Here is a 20,045-nt window from a genome sequence, read left to right as displayed (position 1 = left end):
CTATCTTACAAATATTTATATCTATAAAAATTATCTCATTTAGAATAATTAGAAGCTACTAGAATAAAGTAATTTAACGTGAAAGAATTTCTGCCAATCGATAATTCTCTTGCTTATCCTTCACTTTAGTATGCACATCACTAAAATCAACATTGATTATCTTATTATCCCTAATTCCAACAGCCTTGCCTGAATGACCATCCTTTAATAGCTCTACCGCAGCCACACCCATTCTGCTTGCTATTCTTCTATCAAATGCCGATGGATGTCCCCCTCTTTGCAAAAGACCTAATACGGATGTTCGTACACTAATGTCTAGCGTTTCTTCAATCCCTTTTTGCAGCTCGTCAATATCATGCAGATTTTCACTTACAATAATGAGATTATCCCTTCTCCCATTACTGATTCTTGTACTTAATTTAGCGCATATCGCATCTAGATCCAATTTATTTTCCGGAGTAGAAATGATTTCTCCGCCACCAGCTAGAGCTGAGTACAAAGCTAAATCTCCACAATTTTGTCCCATTACTTCAACAATTGATGTCTTATCGTGTGATAAATTCGTATCTTTAATCCTTGCTATACTTTCCAAAATTGTATTTACAGTCGTATCGAATCCTATTGCATATTCTGTGTATGCAAAATTATTTTCAATCGTTGCAGGGATTCCAATTACTTTTACACCTTGTTGATGCAATGTATTAGCCGCTTTAAATGATCCCTCGCCACCAATAATTACTAAAGTACTGATATCATATTTATTTAGCGCATTTAACGCTTTCTTTTCTTCTATCGCTTCGTTAAAATGTCGGCTGTTTGATGTTTTTAATATGGTGCCACCTTTATCAGTAATGTTTTCAAATTCATTAGAATCTAGTGGATAAATCTCTCCATCTATTAAACCCTGGAATCCGTACTGAATTGCCATTACTTCTAGCTCGTAGTAATTGGCAGCCTTTACAACAGCATTAATTGCAGCATTCATCCCAGGCGCATCTCCGCCACTTGTCATAATTCCTAATTTACTCATTCATAAACACCTCAAAATAAATTTTATGTAATTATTATATATTTACTGCTAAAATCTTTGAAAACGCCTTTTTATTATACACTGTTTTTGTGAAAATTTCAGAGAACCATTTATGATTTATTGGTAGCTCGCAGTAATATCCTATTAACTAGATTGTAGAATCACATTTTGGGAATGATATTAGTTAACGATTGTTGAAACATAGAATTGACAGCTAAATAATTCATTCTTGAGGGTCCCACTGAATAAAGTTTCACTATATCATATACAACAAATGGTTTTCTTTATCTGACACTTTTTTCGTGCTAAAACTGACTACAGTCATAAAAAGAGGGTTACCAATATCCAATAAATTCATATGGGTAACCCTCTTTTTCATTAATTTATTTTTCTTGTAGAACTACGTATTATAACTTCTGGCTCATAGACTACTGATTGTGCCTTATCTTTCTCTTTGTTCAGACCCTTTTTTTCATTAATAAGGTCTAAAATTAATTTAGCCGCAACTTTTCCCATCTCACTCTTTGGATGTTCAATAGTTGTTAGCTTAACTTCTGTGACCTCTGCTAAAAAGGAATTATCAAAACCGACTATCGAAATATCCTCAGGTACAGTTAATTTTTGTTCGCGAATAACATCTAATAACTTAACAGCTAGTTCATCATTATAACAAACAATTCCAGTAGGGCGTTCACTGGTAGAAGAAAGAATTCTACTGAATTCCTCAACAGGCTTTTTATTTTTCTCATCTGATCTATAGGTTACAATATTTGCTGGATTTATTGATTTACCAAGATCTCGATGCGCTTTTAAATAGCCCTTCATTCTTTTTGATCCTTGATTATCATCTGTTTTAAAAAAGCCAACAATATTGTTATGTCCTAAATTAATTAAATGCTCCGTTAGAAGATAACTTCCTTTTTCATCATTCATAGTAACACTAAGTGGCTCCAACTCATCATAGTAAGCATTGATCATAATATACGGGATTTTTTGATTTTCTAAATTCAAATAATAATTAATATTAGGGTTTGATATTGCACTCTTCGTTGGCTCAATGATTACGCCATCAAAATTTTGAGTAAGAATTTTTTCTAATACCCTTTTTTCGTTTTCATGATCGTTGTTTGTGCTGAATATACTTACTTGGTATCCATTTTTACTAAGATATTCTTCCGCACCTCTAATAATAGAAGGGAAAATATAATCCGAAATATAAGTAGCAATAATTGCAATCTCTTTATTCCTTGCATGACTTATTTGCGAGCCATTTTTTTCACGGTCAGCGCAGAAAGTTCCTGACCCCTGCTCCCTATACAGCCATCCTTCTGTCACCAAGTCACCAATTGCAAGTCTTACAGTATGTCTACTAACTCCAAATATTTCCATTAATTCACTTTCAGATTTTATTTTTTGGTTTGGTTTATATGTCCCATCTAATATTTTTGATTTTATAGACTGTTTTACAATACTATATTTTGTTTTCATCCATACACCTCTATGATACATAAGATAGCAAGCCACTATAATATGAACGTATAAGTTCTACTAATATTTTAACATGTTATAAATAATCTTACTAACAATGTGGGCACTAGCAAATAAAACCTGTTATATGTAATCTCTATTATTTAAAGCTATTTTCCTCATAGAAAGAGAGTATACTAATTGTTTATTCTTGTACGTAAGTTTTGCATTATTAGCTCCCAACAATTTTAAGCAAGTTAATGAACAATTAATTAACTTGCTTAAATCAAAATCATTTATTCCTATTTAGTACATCGAATGCAACAGCTCCAAGTAAGACAAGCCCTTTGATTGCCTGTTGCCAATCAATTCCTATACCCATTAATGACATTCCGTTATTTAACACACCCATAACTAGAGCTCCTATCACGGCACCTAATACTGTACCTATCCCTCCAGTCATTGATGCTCCACCAATAACGGCTGCTGCAATAGCATCCAGTTCAAATAAATTACCCGCCTGAGGTGTTGCAGCATTTAATCTACCAGCAAATATTAGTCCCGCTAAAGCTGCCATTGCCCCCATATTAACAAAAACCAAAAACTTCATTTTCTTCGTCTTTACTCCTGATAATTTTGCAGCATTCTCATTACCGCCCACAGCATATATATGACGTCCTAGGATCGTCTTGTTCATGATAAATGTATATCCAACAATTAGAACAAACAAGATAATCAAAACATAAGGAATTCCTTCATATAATGCGAGCGTATAAGTAAAAACATTTATTACTATTATTAACGTTGCTATTTTTGCAATAAAAAGTGGCAATGAGGTTGTATTGAAATTATTCTTTAAATCTATTCTTCTTAGTCTTAATTCATTAAACAAATACAAAAATGATAATACTATCCCTATTACTATTGTAAATAACTGAAGTTCTCCTCCGTTAAATATTTGCGGTAAAAAAGAAGAGCTTATACTTCGAAAACCATTTGGAAATGGAGCCAGTGTCTGCCCTTGAAGGACCACTAACGTTAACCCTCTAAATATTAGCATTCCAGCTAAAGTTACAATAAATGCAGGTATGTTAATATATGCTACCCAAAATCCCTGCCATGCACCTATGATAGCTCCAAGTAATAAACATAATATTATTGCTAAAACTACTGGAATATCAAAAGTTACAAGCATTATTCCAGCAATTGCTCCGATAAATGCTGCTACGGAACCAACGGATAGGTCAATTTCACCTGTAATTATTATAAGCATCATACCAATTGCCAATATGATGATATAACTATTCTGCATAATAATGTTCGTTACATTTAATGGAGTCAATAAAACTCCATCTGTTAGTATTTGAAATAATACTGTTATACTAAATAATGCAATAATCATTCCAAAGCGGCTCAAATTATTACTAATTAATTGCTTCATACCATTCATATCCTACTCCCTCCCCTGTGTCATATACGTCATTAATGTCTCTTGATTTGCATCAATCTTATCAATATTCCCAGTGACTTTCCCCTCACTTATCGTATATATCCGATCACACATGCCGATTAATTCTGGTAATTCAGATGAAATCAAAATAACGCTTTTTCCTTTTTCCACTAGTTCATTGATTACCTTATATAATTCAAATTTTGCACCAACATCTATTCCTCGTGTTGGTTCATCTAGTATGAGAACATCTGGATCAGTAAATATCCATTTTCCCAAAACTACTTTTTGTTGATTTCCTCCACTAAGTTTCCCTACTTTTTGTTGAATTGTTGGCGATTTTATTTTTATTCTTGATTTCAATAATTCTGATTCAGCAGCTTCTCTGTTCTTATCAATTACGTTCTTGTTTGCTACTTTTTTTAAGTTTGCAAGTGATAAATTATTCTTAATGCTATCATTTAATATTAGCCCGTATTCCTTACGATCTTCAGATACATATGCAACACCATTTTTAATTGCTTGATCGACACTTTTAAAGGATACTTCCTGTCCCTCTTTAATAAGTTGTCCAGTGATCCTTTTACCATAGGATTTTCCAAAAACACTCATAGCAAGTTCTGTTCTTCCAGCACCCATTAACCCTGCTAATCCGACAATTTCCCCTCGTTTTACATTCACATTAACATCATGTAATATCTTTTTCTCTGAATCTCGCGGATCATAAACTGACCAATTCTTAATTTCAAAGACTACTTCATCGGTAATATTATGCTCACGTTCTGGATATAAATTGGATAAGTCACGACCAACCATATCCTTAATTATCTTGTTTTCTGTAATTTCACTTATAGAATAGGACTTGATTGTTTGGCCATCACGTAGAACCGTAATACTATCAGCCACCTTAAATAGCTCTTTTAATTTATGAGAAATAAGTATTGAAGTCATTCCCTGCTTTTTAAACTCCAATAATAACTGCAGCAGATTCTCACTATCTTCTTCGTTTAGAGCGGCTGTCGGTTCGTCAAGAATCAAGAGCTTTACTTTCTTAGAGAGAGCTTTTGCAATCTCAACTAATTGCTGCTTACCTATTCCTATATTTTTAATCTGCTCTTCGGGATCTATGTTTAATCTAACTTTTTTAAGTAACTGTCGTGTTTCAATAATTGTTTTTTTCCAATCGATAATACCTCTATTTGTCTGTTCATTCCCTAAAAATATGTTTTCTGCAATTGACAGGTGTGGGATTAATGCAAGTTCCTGATGAACAATTACAATTCCAAGATTTTCACTGTCATTCGTATTTTTGAATTCGCAAGTATCATCTTTAAAAATAACATTTCCAGAATACGTCCCATGAGGATAAACTCCGCTTAATACCTTCATTAAAGTAGATTTACCAGCACCATTTTCACCAATAAGGGCATGTATCTCTCCCTCTTGGACTTTTAAATTAACATTATCTAAAGCTTTAACACCTGGAAACTCTTTTGTAATTTGTTTCATTTCCAAGATTGTTCCACCCATACCTATTCACACCTTTATCAAAGATTTGCAGGATGATTCAGCAGGTTCAGCACTAAACCATCCTAGAAATACTAAAATCCTATTGCAACTGATCTTCCGAATAATATTCAGTATCCACAAGTTCTTTGACATAGTTTTCAATATCAATAGAAATCGGTCCTAACAAATTAGAAGGGACAACTTTTTCTCCATTATCATATGTTTCTGTATCATTCAATTCAGGCTCTTCACCATCAAGAATGGATACGACCATATCTACTGCACTTTCCGCTAATAAACGGGTATCTTTAAAAATTGTTTGTGTTTGTTCTCCGGCAATAATCGATTTGATAGATGCCAACTCTGCATCTTGTCCAGTAACAATTGGCATTGGTTTATCGCCTGAACCATAACCTACAGCTTTTAATGAGGAAATAACTCCACGACTTATCCCATCAAATGGAGAATAAATCACATCTATCTGCTCATTAGCATAATGAGCACTTAATAGGTTATCCATCCTTTCTTGTGCCTTTGCTCCATCCCAGCGCAAGGTTGCCCCCTGTTCAAAACTCATTTGACCACTTTGTACTTCTAGTTGCCCCTTCTCGATATAAGGTTCTAAGATAGACATTGCTCCATCCCAAAAGAAATATGCGTTGTTATCGTCTGGCGACCCAGCAAACAACTCAATATTGAAGGGTCCTTCCCCATCAGCTAGTCCTAATTTCTCTTCAATGTATTCACCTTGTAATACTCCAACTTGGAAGTTATCGAATGTAGCGTAATAACTAACATGATCACTATTCATAATAAGTCGGTCATAAGCAATTACGGGTATATCTTGATTTTTTGCTTTATCTAGTACATCTGTTAAGGCCTCACCATCAATGGAGGCGATTACTAGAATATCAACACCCTTTGTAATCATGTTCTCAATTTGAGAAACTTGGTTCTCTACAACATCCTCTGCGTATTGTAAATCCGTTTTGTAACCCAGTTCTTCAAATTGATCCACCATGTTCTCTCCATCTTTAACCCATCTTTCAGATGATTTAGTAGGCATGGCTATTCCAACAGTTTGACCATCTCCATCTCCACCACTTGCGGTACTGTTACATCCAGCCAGAATAACAGTGAGTACTATGATTGATAGAAAAATACCGACTTTTTTCATTATAATTCCTCCTTGTTATATTGCTTAGGCTTATTTCGTATAGTTTATTGCTTTCTTATATACCGCGATGGCATGAAAACTTATTGACCGTTGCGGAAATCAGCATTGCGTTCATCATCTTCCATCACTGAAAAAGCAACAATCCTTTAGAAAAGAACCATTTTTTATTACAGTTATTATTTGGCATCGCTTTCAAAAAGTTTATAAAAAACTTCTTATTACGGTGATTATGCGCTTACTCTTTACTTAAACGAAACACTACATCAATCATATATTTTAACTATTAAAATGGCTTAAAGTTACTGCGTCAAATTGAATGTTGTTGGTTATTTGTTCTTACTACAAGTATTTCTATCATTTAGGCATGCTGGAGGTTAGAAAAAAAACTCTGTTAAGATAATAATAGTTTCAATAATTTATCCCCAAATTCCCTGACCTATCTTCAACTCACTTCTTAGTTTCCTTGGATTAGTATCCTTATCAATCACGATACACTCGATACCTGTCATTTCAGCAAAGTCTTCCAATTGGTCTGACGTTACCTCAAAGGAGAATACAGTATGATGGGCACCACCTGCATATATCCATGCTTCCGTTGCTTTTGTTAAAGATGGCATAGGTTTCCATAATACCTTTGCAACTGGAAGATTTGGGGTTTCATTTCTAGACTTCTCTCCGATTACTTCATTAATGACAAGACGATATCTTCCGCCTAATTCAATTAGTGAGGCCACCACTGCCTCTCCTTCTCCGCCATCAAATACCAACCGAGCCGGGTCTGCTTTACCTCCCATCGATAACGGATTAACTACAATTCTAGGTTTGGTTGTAGCGATTGTAGGACATATTTCCAGCATATGTGATCCAAGAATCAGTTCATTATTAGGTTCCAAGTGGTACGTATAATCTTCCATGAACGATGTACCTTTATTATTAGCCATAATTTTCATCATACGTAGTAATGCAGCTGTTCTCCAATCACCTTCACCCGCAAATCCATATCCTTCCGCCATTAACCGTTGTGCAGCGAGCCCTGGTAGTTGCTTCATACCATGGAGGTCCTCAAAATTAGTTGTAAATGCATTATAGTTTCTCTCTGATAGAAATGCTTTCAAACCAAGTTCGATTCTTGCTTGTTCCATAATAGAGTCCTTAATTTCACCTGCATTACTACTTGTCTCGGGCAGTTCGTATATCTCTTTGTACTCTTGATAAATTTCTTCAACCTCAATTGAAGATACTTTTTCTATTTCTTCTACTAAATCTCCGATTCCGTAGTAATCTACAGTCCAACCAAACTTAATCTGGGCTTCTATTTTATCTCCATCTGTCACAGCAACGTTTCGCATATTATCTCCGAATCGTGCAACTCTGATATTTTTACCTTCTGTAACGGCAGCAGCTGTTTTCATCCATTCCGCTATTTTAGTGGTGGTTGCTTCATTTTGATAATGTCCAACAATTACCTTTCTTGGTACATTTAATCGGGTACCAATAAACCCATATTCACGGTCACCATGTGCAGATTGATTTAAATTCATAAAGTCCATATCAATTGTTTCCCAAGGAATATCACGGTTATACTGTGTATGCAGATGCAATAATGGCTTTTGTAACGCCTTTAAACCTGAAATCCACATTTTTGCAGGCGAGAAAGTATGCATCCAAGTAATAATTCCTGCGCAATTTTCATCACTATTTACTTTTAAAATCAAATTATGAATATCACTTGCATTTGTTAATACGCCTTTAAAAGTAACTTTAAATGGTAGGTTACTAGATTCATTTAGATGCCTAGTAATCTCTGAAGAGTGCTTTTCTACTTCTTGCAGTGCTTCATTTCCGTACAAATGCTGACTTCCTGTAACAAACCAAAATTCATAAGGTCTAATTGTTAGCATATATGATTCCTCTACTTTCAATGTTAGTTTCATTAATTGATCTAATTTTTTTTAAACGCTTCATAACATTATTGTCTCCACGACCAAAATAATCATGTAAAATTGAATATTCTTGATATATTTTTTCATAAATCGCTACATTATCTGGAATGGGTTTAATTACTTCTTCTTTTACTCTAGACATTTTTCTCGATGCTTCCACTATGTTGTCATATCCACCCATAGTTTTACCAGCTGCTACCGCTCCAAACATTGCTGCTCCTAATGCAGGTGTTTGCAAGGAATCAGCTACCTTAATCACACGATTGGTTACATCAGCATAGATTTGAAGCAGCAACTTATTTTTATATGGTAATCCGCCACAAACATAAAGCTCCTTTACTTCCAAACCATTATTATGAAATGCATCTACAATTTTGCGTGTACCAAACGCTGTTGATTCAAGAAGTGCTCGATATATTTCTTCAGGTTTTGTTTGTAAAGTCATTCCAATTAGCAATCCAGTAAGATCCGTATCTACAAGTACGGAGCGATTACCATTCCACCAATCCAATGCTAAAAGTCCACTTTCACCTGGTTTATAGGTTGTTGCCTTCCTTTCTAACAATTGGTGAACATCTATACCAGCTTCTTCGGATTCTTTTTTAATGTATTCTGGAGCTGCTTGATCAACATACCATGCAAATATATCCCCCACAGCTGACTGCCCAGCCTCATAACCGTACATTCCAGGAATAATCCCGTCTTCAACAACCCCACACATTCCTTCAACTTCAACTTCTATTTCTCCTAAAAGCAATGAGCAAATTGAGGTTCCCATTGTCATTACTAATTTTCCAGGCTCGGTTACCCCCATAGCAGGTACAGATACATGTGCATCCACATTACCTACCGCTACAGCTATTCCAGCATTTAATCCAGTAAGTTCTGCCATTTCTAATGAAAGTTCTCCAGCTTTTGTTCCTAATGGTACAATCTCACCACGAAGTTTTGTTTCGGTTAGATTTTCTAATCGTGGATCTAGAGTCTTAAAGAAATCCTTATCCGGGTAACCATCTTTTTTATGCCAAATCGCTTTATAACCAGCTGTACAACTGTTACGTACAAAACTATCCGTTAGCTTTGAGATAACCCAATCAGTTGCTTCTACAAATCGATCCGTTTTATCGTAAATATCAGGGGCTTCATTTAAGATTTGCCATATCTTTGCTATCATCCACTCTGAAGATATTCTCCCCCCGTATCTTGCTAAGAACTTCTCTCCTCTTTGTTCTGCAATTGCATTTAATTTATTTGCTTCCTCCTGTGCTGCATGGTGTTTCCATAGCTTCACCCAACTATGTGGATTATTACTTAACTCTGGATTATCTGAGAGTGGTGCACCGTTTTCATCAATTGGCAACATTGTGCATGCAGTAAAATCAATTCCTATTCCTATAACATCATTTGGATTAACTCCTGAATCTTTTAATATTGCTGGTATTGAGTTTCCCAATACCTCTAGATAATCTTGAGGATGCTGTAATGCCCAATCGTGACCTAACTCAAGGTTAGAACCGGGTAATTTTTTGTCAATGACTCCATGTCTGTATGGTGTTACATGGTCAGAAATCTGCGCTCCATCCTCTAATGATATTAGAACTGCCCTACCTGATTCTGTTCCGTAATCAATTCCTATCGTGTATTTATTAGTCATTGGATGCACTCCTTAATTTTTTTGACCATAATAAGCCTTCGAACCATGTTTCCTTAAATAGTGTTTGTCTAAAAGTAATGGATCCATCGAGGGAACATTTGGATCTAGCTGATATGTTTGTAAAGCAATTTTTGCTACTTCCTCTAGGACAACTGCATTTTGTACGGCTTCGCTTGGGTCCTTCCCCCAAGTAAATGGTGCATGGCTATAAACTAAAACACCCGGCATCTGATTTGGATTAATGTCTTTAAACGTTTCTACAATTACATTTCCAGTTTCAATCTCATACGCACCATTTATTTCATCTTCCGTCATCTCTCTTGTACAAGGTACTGTTCCGTAAAAATAATCTGCATGTGTTGTACCAAGTGCCGGCAAGTTTCTTCCAGCTTGCGCAAAACTTGTTGAGTAGGGTGCATGTGTATGTACTATGCTACCAACATTATCGAAGTGTTTATATAAAACCAGATGTGTTGGTGTATCTGAAGATGGATTTAACTCCCCCTCTACTACTTTTCCATCAAAATCAACTACAACCATATCCTCTTTTTTTAATTCATCGTACGGTACACCACTAGGTTTGATAACAATTAACTCATCCTCTCTACTGATACCGCTTACATTCCCCCACGTAAAAGTAACTAAATTATGCTTTGGTAATGCTAAATTTGCTTCTAAAACTTTAAGTTTTAAGTCATCTAACATGTTCTTTACACCACCCTTATTATAAATATGTACGTATAAGTTGTAATATGAATCAATAATAATATATTTTGTACGTATATTCAAGTGGAAATAATAGAATTTATTAATATTTTAGTTAATTCCATAATTATTATCCATTTCATGGTAAGAGATTTAAAACAAGAAAAAGAAGCACCTCCCAGAAGTCTTCAATAATGGTAATTGACCAAAATACCAAAAAGACAGTAGGAGTGCTTCTATGATTAACAGAGAATAGAAATCTTAACCTTGTACATCGCGATATTGTATCATTTTACTTATCAAAATTACTTTCACTATAATAGAAATTCTACCATTCGTTCTATTAGTCTTCTTTTATTATTCCTCAAACTAATCCAATTACAAACCTCAGCTATAATGAATTCCCTTCCCCATCCAAGCCGCTGCAGCCTCTGTCAATGCTTCGGATACAGTGGGATGCGGGAATACCATATTTTCTAGTTCTTCGACAGTACCTTCTAAATGCATGAACGCTGTTCCTGAGCTAATCATTTCTGTTACATGTGGACCGACCATGACAACACCAAGGATTTCACCATATTTTTCCTCGGCGATTATTTTCACGAAGCCACTGTTTTCATTAGAAGCAATAGCTTTTCCATTAGCCGCTAAATCAACTTTTTTCACTTTTACCTTATAACCGGCTTTCTTTGCTTCGACTTCGGTAATACCTACGCTTGCGATTTCCGGGAAGGTGTAGACACAGCGTGGAATTAGCATATCAGATTTGTCTTCCTTTCCAACAATGTGCTTCACGGCTTTTATTCCTTCTTCACTTGCTGCATGTGCTAGCTGATATCCACCGATTAAATCACCAATTGCGTAGATCCCTGAGAGGCTGGACTCCAAATCTTTGTTTACCTTAACAAATTTCCCATCAAATTTGACAGGGAGATCTTCTATTCCAGTAAGATTCGGTGTTCTTCCGACAGCTACTAAAATACTATCCGTTTCTAAAGAAATCTTTTCATTATTCATTTCCATTTCAACGATAGCTTTTCCATTTTCATTTTTAAAGCCCGTAATTTTCGTTCCAGTGCGAATGCTGATTCCCTTTTTTGTTAATTGCTTTGTCAGGAATTTTGTAGCGTCCACATCTTCATTCGGTATAATACGATCTGCCATCTCGACGATTTCCACTGTTGTTCCAAAACTATTAAAAATACAAGCAATCTCTAGACCAATAACACCACCGCCGACAATCACCATATGGGATGGGACTTCCTCGATATCAAATATAGTATCGCTCGTATGATAGGAACCCTCTTCCAATCCGGGAAACGGAGGTACGAATGGTTTGGATCCATTTGCCAGGATAATGTTTTCAGCTTGGATTTTTTCTTCTTCATTGCCTGTTGTAACTGTTACCGTTTTATCTTTCGAAACAATACCATATCCTTCTATCATTGTAATTTTACTTTGTTTAATTAATCCTTTAATACCGCTCTTCAATGTATTTATAACTTTATTTTTTCGCTTTATCATATTCTCTATGGAGTAAGAAAAATCATTTACAGTAATACCAAATGTTTTGGCATCCTTAATCTGTTCAATAACTTCAGCATGCTTAAGCAATGTTTTGGAAGGAACACATCCTCGATTTAAACATGTTCCACCCAAATCTCTGCCTTCTATTAAAGCAACCGACAGTCCTTCTTTCGCTGCACGAATCGCGGCAACATATCCTCCTGGACCGCCACCTATGATTGCTAAATCAAACGTCTTCATCTTAATAACCTCCTACACCAATAGTGCCCATGGATTTTCTAGACATTCTTTTAATTCTGTTAAAAATGCTGCGGCTGGTGCACCATCAATTGCACGGTGGTCAAAGGATAGACTTAGAACCATGATTGGACGTACGACAACAGAACCATCAACAACTACTGCCTTTTCTACAATACGGCCAACACCTAAAATCGCTGTCTCTGGTGCATTGATAATTGGAGTAAATCCATCGATTGCATACATCCCTAGATTACTGATAGTGAATGTACTACCCTTCATTTCATCTGGTGTTAATTTGTTATGTCTAGCTTTGGCACCAAGTTCCTTACTCACCGTCGTTAAATCCGCTAATCCTAATTTATCAACATTCGCAACAGAAGGTACGATTAATCCATCCTCGACTGCAACAGCTAGACCAAGATTGATTGATTTATTTATTATAATTTCATTTCCAATAAGCGATGCATTGACCCGAGGGTGTTGCTTTAATGTGCTTGCTGTTGCCTTCATAATAATTTCTGTATATGACACTCTGTAGCTTGTTTGTGATTCGATAACTGGAAGTAAGGCTTTACGCAGCTCTATTGCCCTAGTCATATCCACATCTGTCGTTAATGTGACATGTGGAATTGATTGTGCATTTTGCAGCATCTTATCTGCAACTGCTTTACGTAGACCTTTCAACTTAATCCGTTCGACTTCTTCGGTGACTTCAGTTTGTGGTTGTTGGTTATTAAGGATATCCTGCTTCACTACTTTCCCTCTTGAACCTGTTCCATGAACCTCAGCAATATCTATGCCTTGATCTGCCGCGATTTTAGCTGCTAAAGGTGTTACGAGTTTATTAGATTTATTGTTAATTGCATCTAGGATGTCTTGTTCGTGGATTCTACCTTTAGGACCTGAACCTTGAACCCCATTAAAGGTCGTGTTATTTTCACGCGCCACTCTTCTAGCTGCAGGTGTTGCACGAACCTTTTCATTCGTGTCCAGGCTTTCCTCATTAATCGCGTTTTCAGCGATCTCTGCCTCTGGAGCGTCCGCCGTTGCAGCTGTTTCATCCTCAGCTTCAATTGCAGTCGGAGTTTCTGGAGCTACATCATTTTTATCGCCTATATATGCAACAACTGCATTTACTGGAATTTCATCGTCAACTTCATAATATTTTTTTAATAAAATCCCTTCTTCATAAGATTCTACTTCGATATTGATTTTATCGGTCATAATCTCGAATATTGGTTCACCTACGTCAACGGTATCTCCCTCTGCTTTAAACCATTCAAGTAGGGTACCAACCTCCATGGTACTGCTCAATTTCGGCATAAATACTTCCTTCAACATGTCAGTTTCCCCCTTACTTGTTTAACGTTTCTTTGACTGCATTAATAATATCTGGAACTTGTGGAACTGCAGCTTTTTCCAATTCTGGATTGTATGGAATCGGCGCGGAAATTCCACCTAAACGTTTAATTGGCGCATCTAAGTAATCAAATGCTTCACTTTCAGCTATCATACTAGCAATCTCTCCACCAAAGCCCCCACGCTTCACTGCTTCATGCACTACTACTAAGCGCCCTGTTTTTGTTACCGATTGAATGATAGTTTCTGTGTCCAGTGGTACAAGTGTACGTGGATCAACAATCTCTACACTGATACCTTCCTTCTCAAGTTCTGCTGCTGCCTCTAATGCTTTATGCACCATAATTGCTGATGCAACAATCGTCACATCCGTACCTTCACGTTTAATATCTGCTTTACCTAAAGGAATGCTGTACTCTTCTTCCGGTACTTCTGAACTCGTTTTATAAAGCAATTTATGTTCGTAAAAAATAACTGGATTATCATCATCCATTGCAGCTTTTAAAAGTCCCTTTACATCGTATGCTGTTGATGGCTGGACTACTTTTAACCCTGGAATATGTGCTACCCAAGCTTCTAGGCTTTGTGAGTGCTGTGCAGCTGCACCGGTACCTGAACCACTTGGAGTTCTTACTACCATCGGCACTTTTCCTTTTCCACCGTACATGTAGCGCAATTTAGCAGCTTGGTTTACGATCTGGTCTAGTGCAATTGTAATAAAATCCGAGAATTGTAATTCCATGATTGGTCGCATTCCAGTAAGTGCTGAACCTACTGCTGCCCCAGCGATTCCTGCTTCACTAATTGGCGTATTTCGAATGCGTTCAGGTCCAAATTCTTCAATCATTCCCCGAGTTACCCCGAAAGCGCCACCATATACACCAATATCTTCACCCATCAAAAATACATCATCGTTTTTACGCATTTCCAGACTCATTGCTTCTCTAACCGCTTCTAAATATGTTAACTCTCTCATTATTTATCCCTCCCCTTAGGCATATACATCCGTTAATAAATCATCAAGTGTTGGCATTGGACTATCCTGTGCAAATTGAACGGCATCATCTAAATCTTGCTTCGCTTCTTGCTTAATCTTCTCGGCCTCTTCTTCTGTCACAATTCCTGCTTCTATTAGTTCTTCCTTAAATTTCTTGATTGGATCTCTATTTTCACGCCAATCTTTTTCTTCTTCACGTGTACGATATTTCTTCGCATCACTCTTAGAATGACCTTTCCAGCGATAGGTTTTTGCTTCAATCAATGTTGGTCCTTCACCACGTCTTGCTCTTTCTGTTGCTTCGTAAGTTGCATTGATTACTTCAATGATGTTATTTCCATCAATCACAACTCCTGGAATCCCATATGCTGCGGCACGTTCCGCAATATTTTCAATATTCGTCATTTCTTTTACATTCCCTGACATTCCGTACTGATTGTTTTCACAGAAAAACACGACCGGTAAATCCCAAATAGACGCCATATTTACCGCTTCATGGAAGCTCCCTTCATTCGAAGCACCATCACCGAAAAAGCAAACGGTTACATATTCAAGCTTTTTCATATGTGCAGTAAGTGCAGATCCAACGGCTAAAGGAATACCACCACCAACAATTCCCATCGCACCAAGATTTCCTTTATCTAAATCAGCGATATGCATTGAACCGCCTTTTCCTTTACAGTAACCCGTTGTTCTACCGAATAATTCAGCCATCATTTTATCTACACGGCCACCTTTAGCAATACTATGACCATGTCCTCGGTGTGTACTCGTAATCTTATCTTCATCTGAAAGTAATGCACATGCACCAACCGCTGTCGCTTCCTGACCTACAGCTAGATGTGTTGTCCCATGAATCATCCCTTTAGCGAAAAATTGGTCCACCTGTTCGTCAAAGTAACGGATTAGCCACATTTGTTTGTATAAATCCTTTAACTTTTCATCCGATATTTCTGGAACGAGCTTTAGTGATTTCGTTTGTTCCATTTTGGTCACTCTCCTTTTAATATATATAACCTAACATTTTTTACAAATGTTCTTATACTGAACTTATGTAAATATAATATCGTTAATCTTTAGAAAAATCAAGTATATTGTAAAAAATAAAATCCCCTCTCAAATGAAATCGGAGGGGATTTTGCTATGTTAAGCATTATCTTGCATCGAACGTAACTTCCAAATAGTTGATTCCTTCGTTTGGATAATATCGTCATACGTAATTATTTCGCCTTTTTTAATCGATCTCGTTAGCTTTACATTAGAATCTACTAATCCTATTGGAAGTGCGCGGCTCTCTTTTGCTTCATCAGCCTTAAGCAATTTTCCGTAGACCGTATATCCTCCGATAGTATCTAAATGATCACCCTCATTTAAATCCTTTTTGGCAACAGTGACCGTTTCAGCTTGCAATCCATAATATGGTGCAATTGTTGCTTCATGGTCAAAGTACGCCTTTGCTATTGATAACGGTGTTTCCAGACTCGTTAAGTGGTACGGACGATAGAGAATATAATTTGGCCCATCACCCATTTTTAGATATTTCATCTCAGCGTTTACTTCTTCTTTATCAGAAGCTATGATAGCAAATACTCCTGGTGCTACTCCATTTACAAAATCTACTACTTTTCTACCATTAAGCACCCCACCACGTTCCTTCTCTAGGAAAATTCCTGGAAGCTCAGATACCGTGCCCTTGAATCCGTGCATGCCGGGTACATCTGGCAAAAATCCTGTAGCATTTGCAACCGCGTTCATTTCTACCATTGTTTTTGTTCCATCTTGAAAAGATGCAAGCATTTTAGGACTGGAACCCTTGGATTTAGCTTCCTCTTCTGCCGTGGTTGGATTCGCTTCCAAATTCAAAGGATTGTTTTTGCCCTTTCCTAATGCCACAATTTCAAATCCCATTGCATCAGCAAAATCATATAGCTCCATAATTGCACCTGGTTCATCCCCAGCAGATCCTGTATATACTACCCCACTAGCATCAGCCACTTTCTTTAGGATTGGCCCGACTGTAACGTCCGCTTCTACATTAAGCATTACAATATGCTTTTTATTTAAAATTGCATCCCATGCAATCTCAGCTCCGATATTCGGTACTCCAGTCGCATCTACTACAACATCTACTTCTGTTAATGATGTAACGAGCTTCATATTTTTAGTAGCAATAACCTTGTTTTCTTTAATAGCATTTTCAGCTGCATCTGAATCTTCTGTGACAATAATATTAGAAAAGTCAATTCCAGCATTCTCATATGCGCTTGTAATGTTATCAACATTCAAGTCTGCAGTTATGACGACACGCATTCCTTTCATGCTTTCAATCTGGGAAATCATTCCTCTTCCCATTTGTCCTGCCCCTACAAGTCCTACTTTTATATAAGCCCCATCATTTTCTAGCCTAGCTAGTTTTCGATTTAATCCGAGCATCCCCTTCACCCCTACTCTAATAGATTAATTTCTAATAAACGAAATAATAGAATCTTTATTTATCTGTGGAATTTCTTTATTTTCTAAACTAACCGTTCCTGGCATATCCGAAGAATCCTCTCCACTAAAGTGAAATGTGGCATGTCCAAGCTCCTTCATTGTCTCACTAACTTTATTCCCAACATGCAGAATCTTGAATGCTTCGCCATCGATTTCCATTTCGTCCCCTGCTTTTAGTTCTGCTGTGATTGATTCATTATCATGCACAACCGCGATACTCTTCAATTCAAACGGAACGGTATCATTAAATAATATTATCATTCCATCTTCAGCCATTAGTGATGCTTCCTCACCGATCTCTGTAACATTAATTTGTAAATAAGGTGACTTTACCATCTCCATGTTCTACCTCCTCAATAATAAACCCTATCTTTTTACAAATGTTCTAACTGTTTACATTTGTAATTATAGAGCGCTTACTTTTATTTGTCAATATTAGACAATTTACTTAGCTGTATAATCCAAAACTTGCGAAATAAGCAATTACTACTGCTGCAGGTCCCGTGATCAAACGTGAAAATAGTACAGCAGGGACTCCAATTTCTATCGTTTCTGGCTCTGCTTCTCCTAACGTTAATCCAACAGGAACAAAGTCTGTTCCAACTTGAGGATTAATTGCAAATAATGCTGGTAACGCCATTTGCGGAGGAATATTTCCTAATCCAATTTCTATCCCAATTAACACACCTACTACCTGTGCAATAACTGCTCCTGGTGCTAGTAGTGGAGAAATAATCGGTATTGCTGCAATCAGTGATAGAATCAGCATTCCTGTTAAACTTGTTGCTAAAGGAGCTACAAAATTGGCAATCCAGTTCCCAATACCCGTATAGTTAATAATTCCGATTAGCGCACTTACAAATGCCATAAACGGCAGGATATTTTTTATAATGGTATCAATTGTATCTCGACCAGATTGGAAGAATATACTGATTACATTACCAACCTTATTGCCTAAAAAATCGATTAAAGCCATAATCGGATTCTTTTTCTTTTCTGTACCAACCTGTTGTTGTGCAACCTTTTCCTTCGCTTCTTGTTTTAATTGTGTCGCTACATTTTTATTTAATAACGAGTCGTTGTTTTTATCTTTTTCTTTTGCTTCATTAGTAGCAATTTCAGGTTTCTCTACAGCTGCTGCTTCCTCAGTCACTAAAATATTTTTGACCTCAACACCCGAAACGAAATTTGTTTCTTTAATATACTTCATTAAAGGGCCAGACGGTGAATTACTAAATGTGTTGATCGTCATAATGCCCATTCTAGGATAGACTCCACTTCTTGCTGTACCTCCGCAGTTAATGACAGCAGCAGCAATCTCTTCTTTTGGTACTGATTTTTCAAATCCATCGATAGCAATACCACCTGTTAGATTAGCAATTTCTTTAGCAACCGGATGAATCCCTCCACCAGTAACAGAAACGATATATTTCTTCTCTTCACTTGGCGTGATTTCTAGAGGTCCTCCCCAACCAGATGACCCTTTTGTAACCTTGACAGAACTAAAATTACTCATCTTACTCCCTCCCCGAATATGAACGATTAAGCAACATTTGCTTGCGTATTTTTCTGTTTACTTTTTATCATGCGGTCAGTGATAAACTCAGTTACCAATCCTCTAAGTAGCATCACAACTAGCCCAACAAGTAAGAACCTTAATGCCAATGGTCCAAGCGAAAGTCCAAGCTCTGTAATACCTGCTGCTATTCCCATATAAACGAATAGTTCTGCCGCGTTTGCATGCGGGAATAATCCAGTTACCGGATGAACAAATGATACTGCTGAATCATAAAATGCAGGCTTTTGTTTTTCCGGTAAGAAGCGACCAAATGTGTAACACATTGGATTTGTTAAAAAGAAAACTGCTAAAAACGGGAATAATGTATATCTGAATATAAAATACTTGGTACACTTTTGTGCAAAGCCATAAACCCTTTCCTCTCCAATAAATCGGATGATAGCATTAACTGCTGTAATTAATACTACTAGCATTGGAATTATCCCTGTGACCATTCCCATGAATTGTTCTCCACCAGCCTCGAACATACCAATAAAACCTTCAGCTAGTTTAATTAAGAAATCCATAACTCATTCCCCTTTCCTTTATTAAATTCTTTTTTTATCATTTCTATAGAGCCTTTTAACGCATTTTTTTCCCTCTTATTTAAAAATTCCGACTCTTTACTTTCCGATAAACTCAATCCGATTAATTCTTTCTTATCTTTAAACCTAGAAAATACAGTCAGTCCTTTCATTATCTTTGCTTCAATTATTTCTAATTCATCATCACAAACTAGTAAAACAACTGCCCCAGCACCAAAAAACTTTTTATAATAACCTGTGCCTAAATAGCCTGATTTCCTTGATATGAACGCTTTAATATTTGATCGATAGTGCCTTACTTGCAATTGGGTTAAAAAGAATTGTAATGCCCAAAGTGATGCAAATATTATTATAAATGTCCCCATGAAATCATCCTTTCGTTTACATTTGT

Annotated in this window: 17 protein-coding genes; all 17 read right to left on the bottom strand. The window is 36.6% G+C overall.

Annotation, left to right across the window (positions count from 1 at the left end):
- Positions 1–73: 73 nt before the first annotated feature.
- Positions 74–1,030, bottom strand: a complete 957-nt coding sequence (locus CWR45_RS05630) for an ATP-dependent 6-phosphofructokinase (protein ID WP_115748826.1) — start codon at positions 1,028–1,030, stop codon at positions 74–76.
- A 378-nt stretch (positions 1,031–1,408) separates the two neighbouring features.
- Positions 1,409–2,518, bottom strand: coding sequence for a GntR family transcriptional regulator (locus CWR45_RS05625; RefSeq protein ID WP_115748824.1), 1,110 nt, complete (start codon positions 2,516–2,518; stop codon positions 1,409–1,411).
- A 271-nt stretch (positions 2,519–2,789) separates the two neighbouring features.
- Positions 2,790–3,947, bottom strand: coding sequence for a multiple monosaccharide ABC transporter permease (mmsB, locus tag CWR45_RS05620; protein ID WP_115748823.1), 1,158 nt, complete (start codon positions 3,945–3,947; stop codon positions 2,790–2,792).
- 3 nt (positions 3,948–3,950) lie between these two features.
- Positions 3,951–5,477 carry a multiple monosaccharide ABC transporter ATP-binding protein gene (gene mmsA / locus CWR45_RS05615; RefSeq protein WP_115748821.1) on the bottom strand — a complete coding sequence of 509 codons (1,527 nt, stop codon included), beginning with the start codon at positions 5,475–5,477 and terminating at the stop codon, positions 3,951–3,953.
- 79 nt (positions 5,478–5,556) lie between these two features.
- Complete coding sequence (chvE, locus tag CWR45_RS05610) at positions 5,557–6,633, bottom strand: multiple monosaccharide ABC transporter substrate-binding protein (RefSeq protein ID WP_115748820.1); 1,077 nt, start codon at positions 6,631–6,633, stop codon at positions 5,557–5,559.
- Between the two features lie 416 nt (positions 6,634–7,049).
- A complete protein-coding gene (gene araA / locus CWR45_RS05605) occupies positions 7,050–8,534 on the bottom strand; it encodes an L-arabinose isomerase (protein ID WP_115748818.1) in 1,485 nt (494 codons plus the stop codon).
- Entirely contained in the window at positions 8,521–10,230 is a 1,710-nt protein-coding gene (locus CWR45_RS05600) for a ribulokinase (protein WP_115748816.1), read from the bottom strand. The genes araA and CWR45_RS05600 overlap by 14 nt, the downstream gene beginning before the upstream one ends.
- A 12-nt stretch (positions 10,231–10,242) precedes the next feature.
- Positions 10,243–10,935 carry an L-ribulose-5-phosphate 4-epimerase gene (gene araD / locus CWR45_RS05595; protein ID WP_115748814.1) on the bottom strand — a complete coding sequence of 231 codons (693 nt, stop codon included), beginning with the start codon at positions 10,933–10,935 and terminating at the stop codon, positions 10,243–10,245.
- 387 nt (positions 10,936–11,322) lie between these two features.
- On the bottom strand, positions 11,323–12,702 hold the full coding sequence (gene lpdA, locus CWR45_RS05590) for a dihydrolipoyl dehydrogenase (protein WP_115748812.1): 1,380 nt from the start codon (positions 12,700–12,702) through the stop codon (positions 11,323–11,325).
- Positions 12,703–12,714: 12 nt separating this feature from the next.
- Positions 12,715–14,043: a dihydrolipoamide acetyltransferase family protein gene (locus CWR45_RS05585; RefSeq protein WP_115748810.1), complete on the bottom strand. Its 1,329-nt coding sequence runs from the start codon at positions 14,041–14,043 to the stop codon at positions 12,715–12,717.
- Positions 14,044–14,056: 13 nt separating this feature from the next.
- A complete protein-coding gene (locus CWR45_RS05580) occupies positions 14,057–15,037 on the bottom strand; it encodes an alpha-ketoacid dehydrogenase subunit beta (RefSeq protein WP_115748808.1) in 981 nt (326 codons plus the stop codon).
- 15 nt (positions 15,038–15,052) lie between these two features.
- Positions 15,053–16,045 carry a thiamine pyrophosphate-dependent dehydrogenase E1 component subunit alpha gene (locus CWR45_RS05575; protein ID WP_115748806.1) on the bottom strand — a complete coding sequence of 331 codons (993 nt, stop codon included), beginning with the start codon at positions 16,043–16,045 and terminating at the stop codon, positions 15,053–15,055.
- Positions 16,046–16,204: 159 nt separating this feature from the next.
- The gene (locus CWR45_RS05570; RefSeq protein WP_115748804.1) at positions 16,205–17,491 is read right to left on the bottom strand and encodes an NAD(P)H-dependent oxidoreductase; all 1,287 of its coding nucleotides are present in this window, start codon (positions 17,489–17,491) and stop codon (positions 16,205–16,207) included.
- Between the two features lie 24 nt (positions 17,492–17,515).
- The gene (locus CWR45_RS05565) at positions 17,516–17,893 is read right to left on the bottom strand and encodes a PTS glucitol/sorbitol transporter subunit IIA (protein WP_115748803.1); all 378 of its coding nucleotides are present in this window, start codon (positions 17,891–17,893) and stop codon (positions 17,516–17,518) included.
- Between the two features lie 106 nt (positions 17,894–17,999).
- The gene (gene srlE, locus CWR45_RS05560) at positions 18,000–19,067 is read right to left on the bottom strand and encodes a PTS glucitol/sorbitol transporter subunit IIB (RefSeq protein WP_115748801.1); all 1,068 of its coding nucleotides are present in this window, start codon (positions 19,065–19,067) and stop codon (positions 18,000–18,002) included.
- A 26-nt stretch (positions 19,068–19,093) separates the two neighbouring features.
- Positions 19,094–19,636 (bottom strand): PTS glucitol/sorbitol transporter subunit IIC, encoded by a 543-nt coding sequence (gene srlA, locus CWR45_RS05555; protein WP_115748799.1) that lies wholly within the window; start codon positions 19,634–19,636, stop codon positions 19,094–19,096.
- Positions 19,624–20,019, bottom strand: a complete 396-nt coding sequence (locus CWR45_RS05550) for a transcriptional regulator GutM (protein ID WP_115748798.1) — start codon at positions 20,017–20,019, stop codon at positions 19,624–19,626. Before CWR45_RS05550 ends, srlA begins: the two co-directional genes overlap by 13 nt.
- Between the last annotated feature and the right edge of the window lie 26 nt (positions 20,020–20,045).

This window comes from Oceanobacillus chungangensis (genome assembly GCF_003369565.1).
In the GTDB taxonomy this organism is placed as follows: domain Bacteria; phylum Bacillota; class Bacilli; order Bacillales; family Amphibacillaceae; genus Oceanobacillus; species Oceanobacillus chungangensis.
The sequence above is the reverse complement of the archived record's forward strand: the minus strand, read 5'-3'. Positions and strand labels throughout refer to the sequence as shown.

Coding starts and splice junctions, on each gene's coding strand:
- CWR45_RS05630 (WP_115748826.1), bottom strand. CDS start 1,030: ATGAGTAAATTAGGAATTATGACAAGTGGCGGAGATGCGCCTGGGATG.
- CWR45_RS05625 (WP_115748824.1), bottom strand. CDS start 2,518: ATGAAAACAAAATATAGTATTGTAAAACAGTCTATAAAATCAAAAATA.
- mmsB (WP_115748823.1), bottom strand. CDS start 3,947: ATGAATGGTATGAAGCAATTAATTAGTAATAATTTGAGCCGCTTTGGA.
- mmsA (WP_115748821.1), bottom strand. CDS start 5,477: ATGGGTGGAACAATCTTGGAAATGAAACAAATTACAAAAGAGTTTCCA.
- chvE (WP_115748820.1), bottom strand. CDS start 6,633: ATGAAAAAAGTCGGTATTTTTCTATCAATCATAGTACTCACTGTTATT.
- araA (WP_115748818.1), bottom strand. CDS start 8,534: ATGCTAACAATTAGACCTTATGAATTTTGGTTTGTTACAGGAAGTCAG.
- CWR45_RS05600 (WP_115748816.1), bottom strand. CDS start 10,230: ATGACTAATAAATACACGATAGGAATTGATTACGGAACAGAATCAGGT.
- araD (WP_115748814.1), bottom strand. CDS start 10,935: ATGTTAGATGACTTAAAACTTAAAGTTTTAGAAGCAAATTTAGCATTA.
- lpdA (WP_115748812.1), bottom strand. CDS start 12,702: ATGAAGACGTTTGATTTAGCAATCATAGGTGGCGGTCCAGGAGGATAT.
- CWR45_RS05585 (WP_115748810.1), bottom strand. CDS start 14,043: ATGTTGAAGGAAGTATTTATGCCGAAATTGAGCAGTACCATGGAGGTT.
- CWR45_RS05580 (WP_115748808.1), bottom strand. CDS start 15,037: ATGAGAGAGTTAACATATTTAGAAGCGGTTAGAGAAGCAATGAGTCTG.
- CWR45_RS05575 (WP_115748806.1), bottom strand. CDS start 16,045: ATGGAACAAACGAAATCACTAAAGCTCGTTCCAGAAATATCGGATGAA.
- CWR45_RS05570 (WP_115748804.1), bottom strand. CDS start 17,491: ATGCTCGGATTAAATCGAAAACTAGCTAGGCTAGAAAATGATGGGGCT.
- CWR45_RS05565 (WP_115748803.1), bottom strand. CDS start 17,893: ATGGAGATGGTAAAGTCACCTTATTTACAAATTAATGTTACAGAGATC.
- srlE (WP_115748801.1), bottom strand. CDS start 19,067: ATGAGTAATTTTAGTTCTGTCAAGGTTACAAAAGGGTCATCTGGTTGG.
- srlA (WP_115748799.1), bottom strand. CDS start 19,636: ATGGATTTCTTAATTAAACTAGCTGAAGGTTTTATTGGTATGTTCGAG.
- CWR45_RS05550 (WP_115748798.1), bottom strand. CDS start 20,019: ATGGGGACATTTATAATAATATTTGCATCACTTTGGGCATTACAATTC.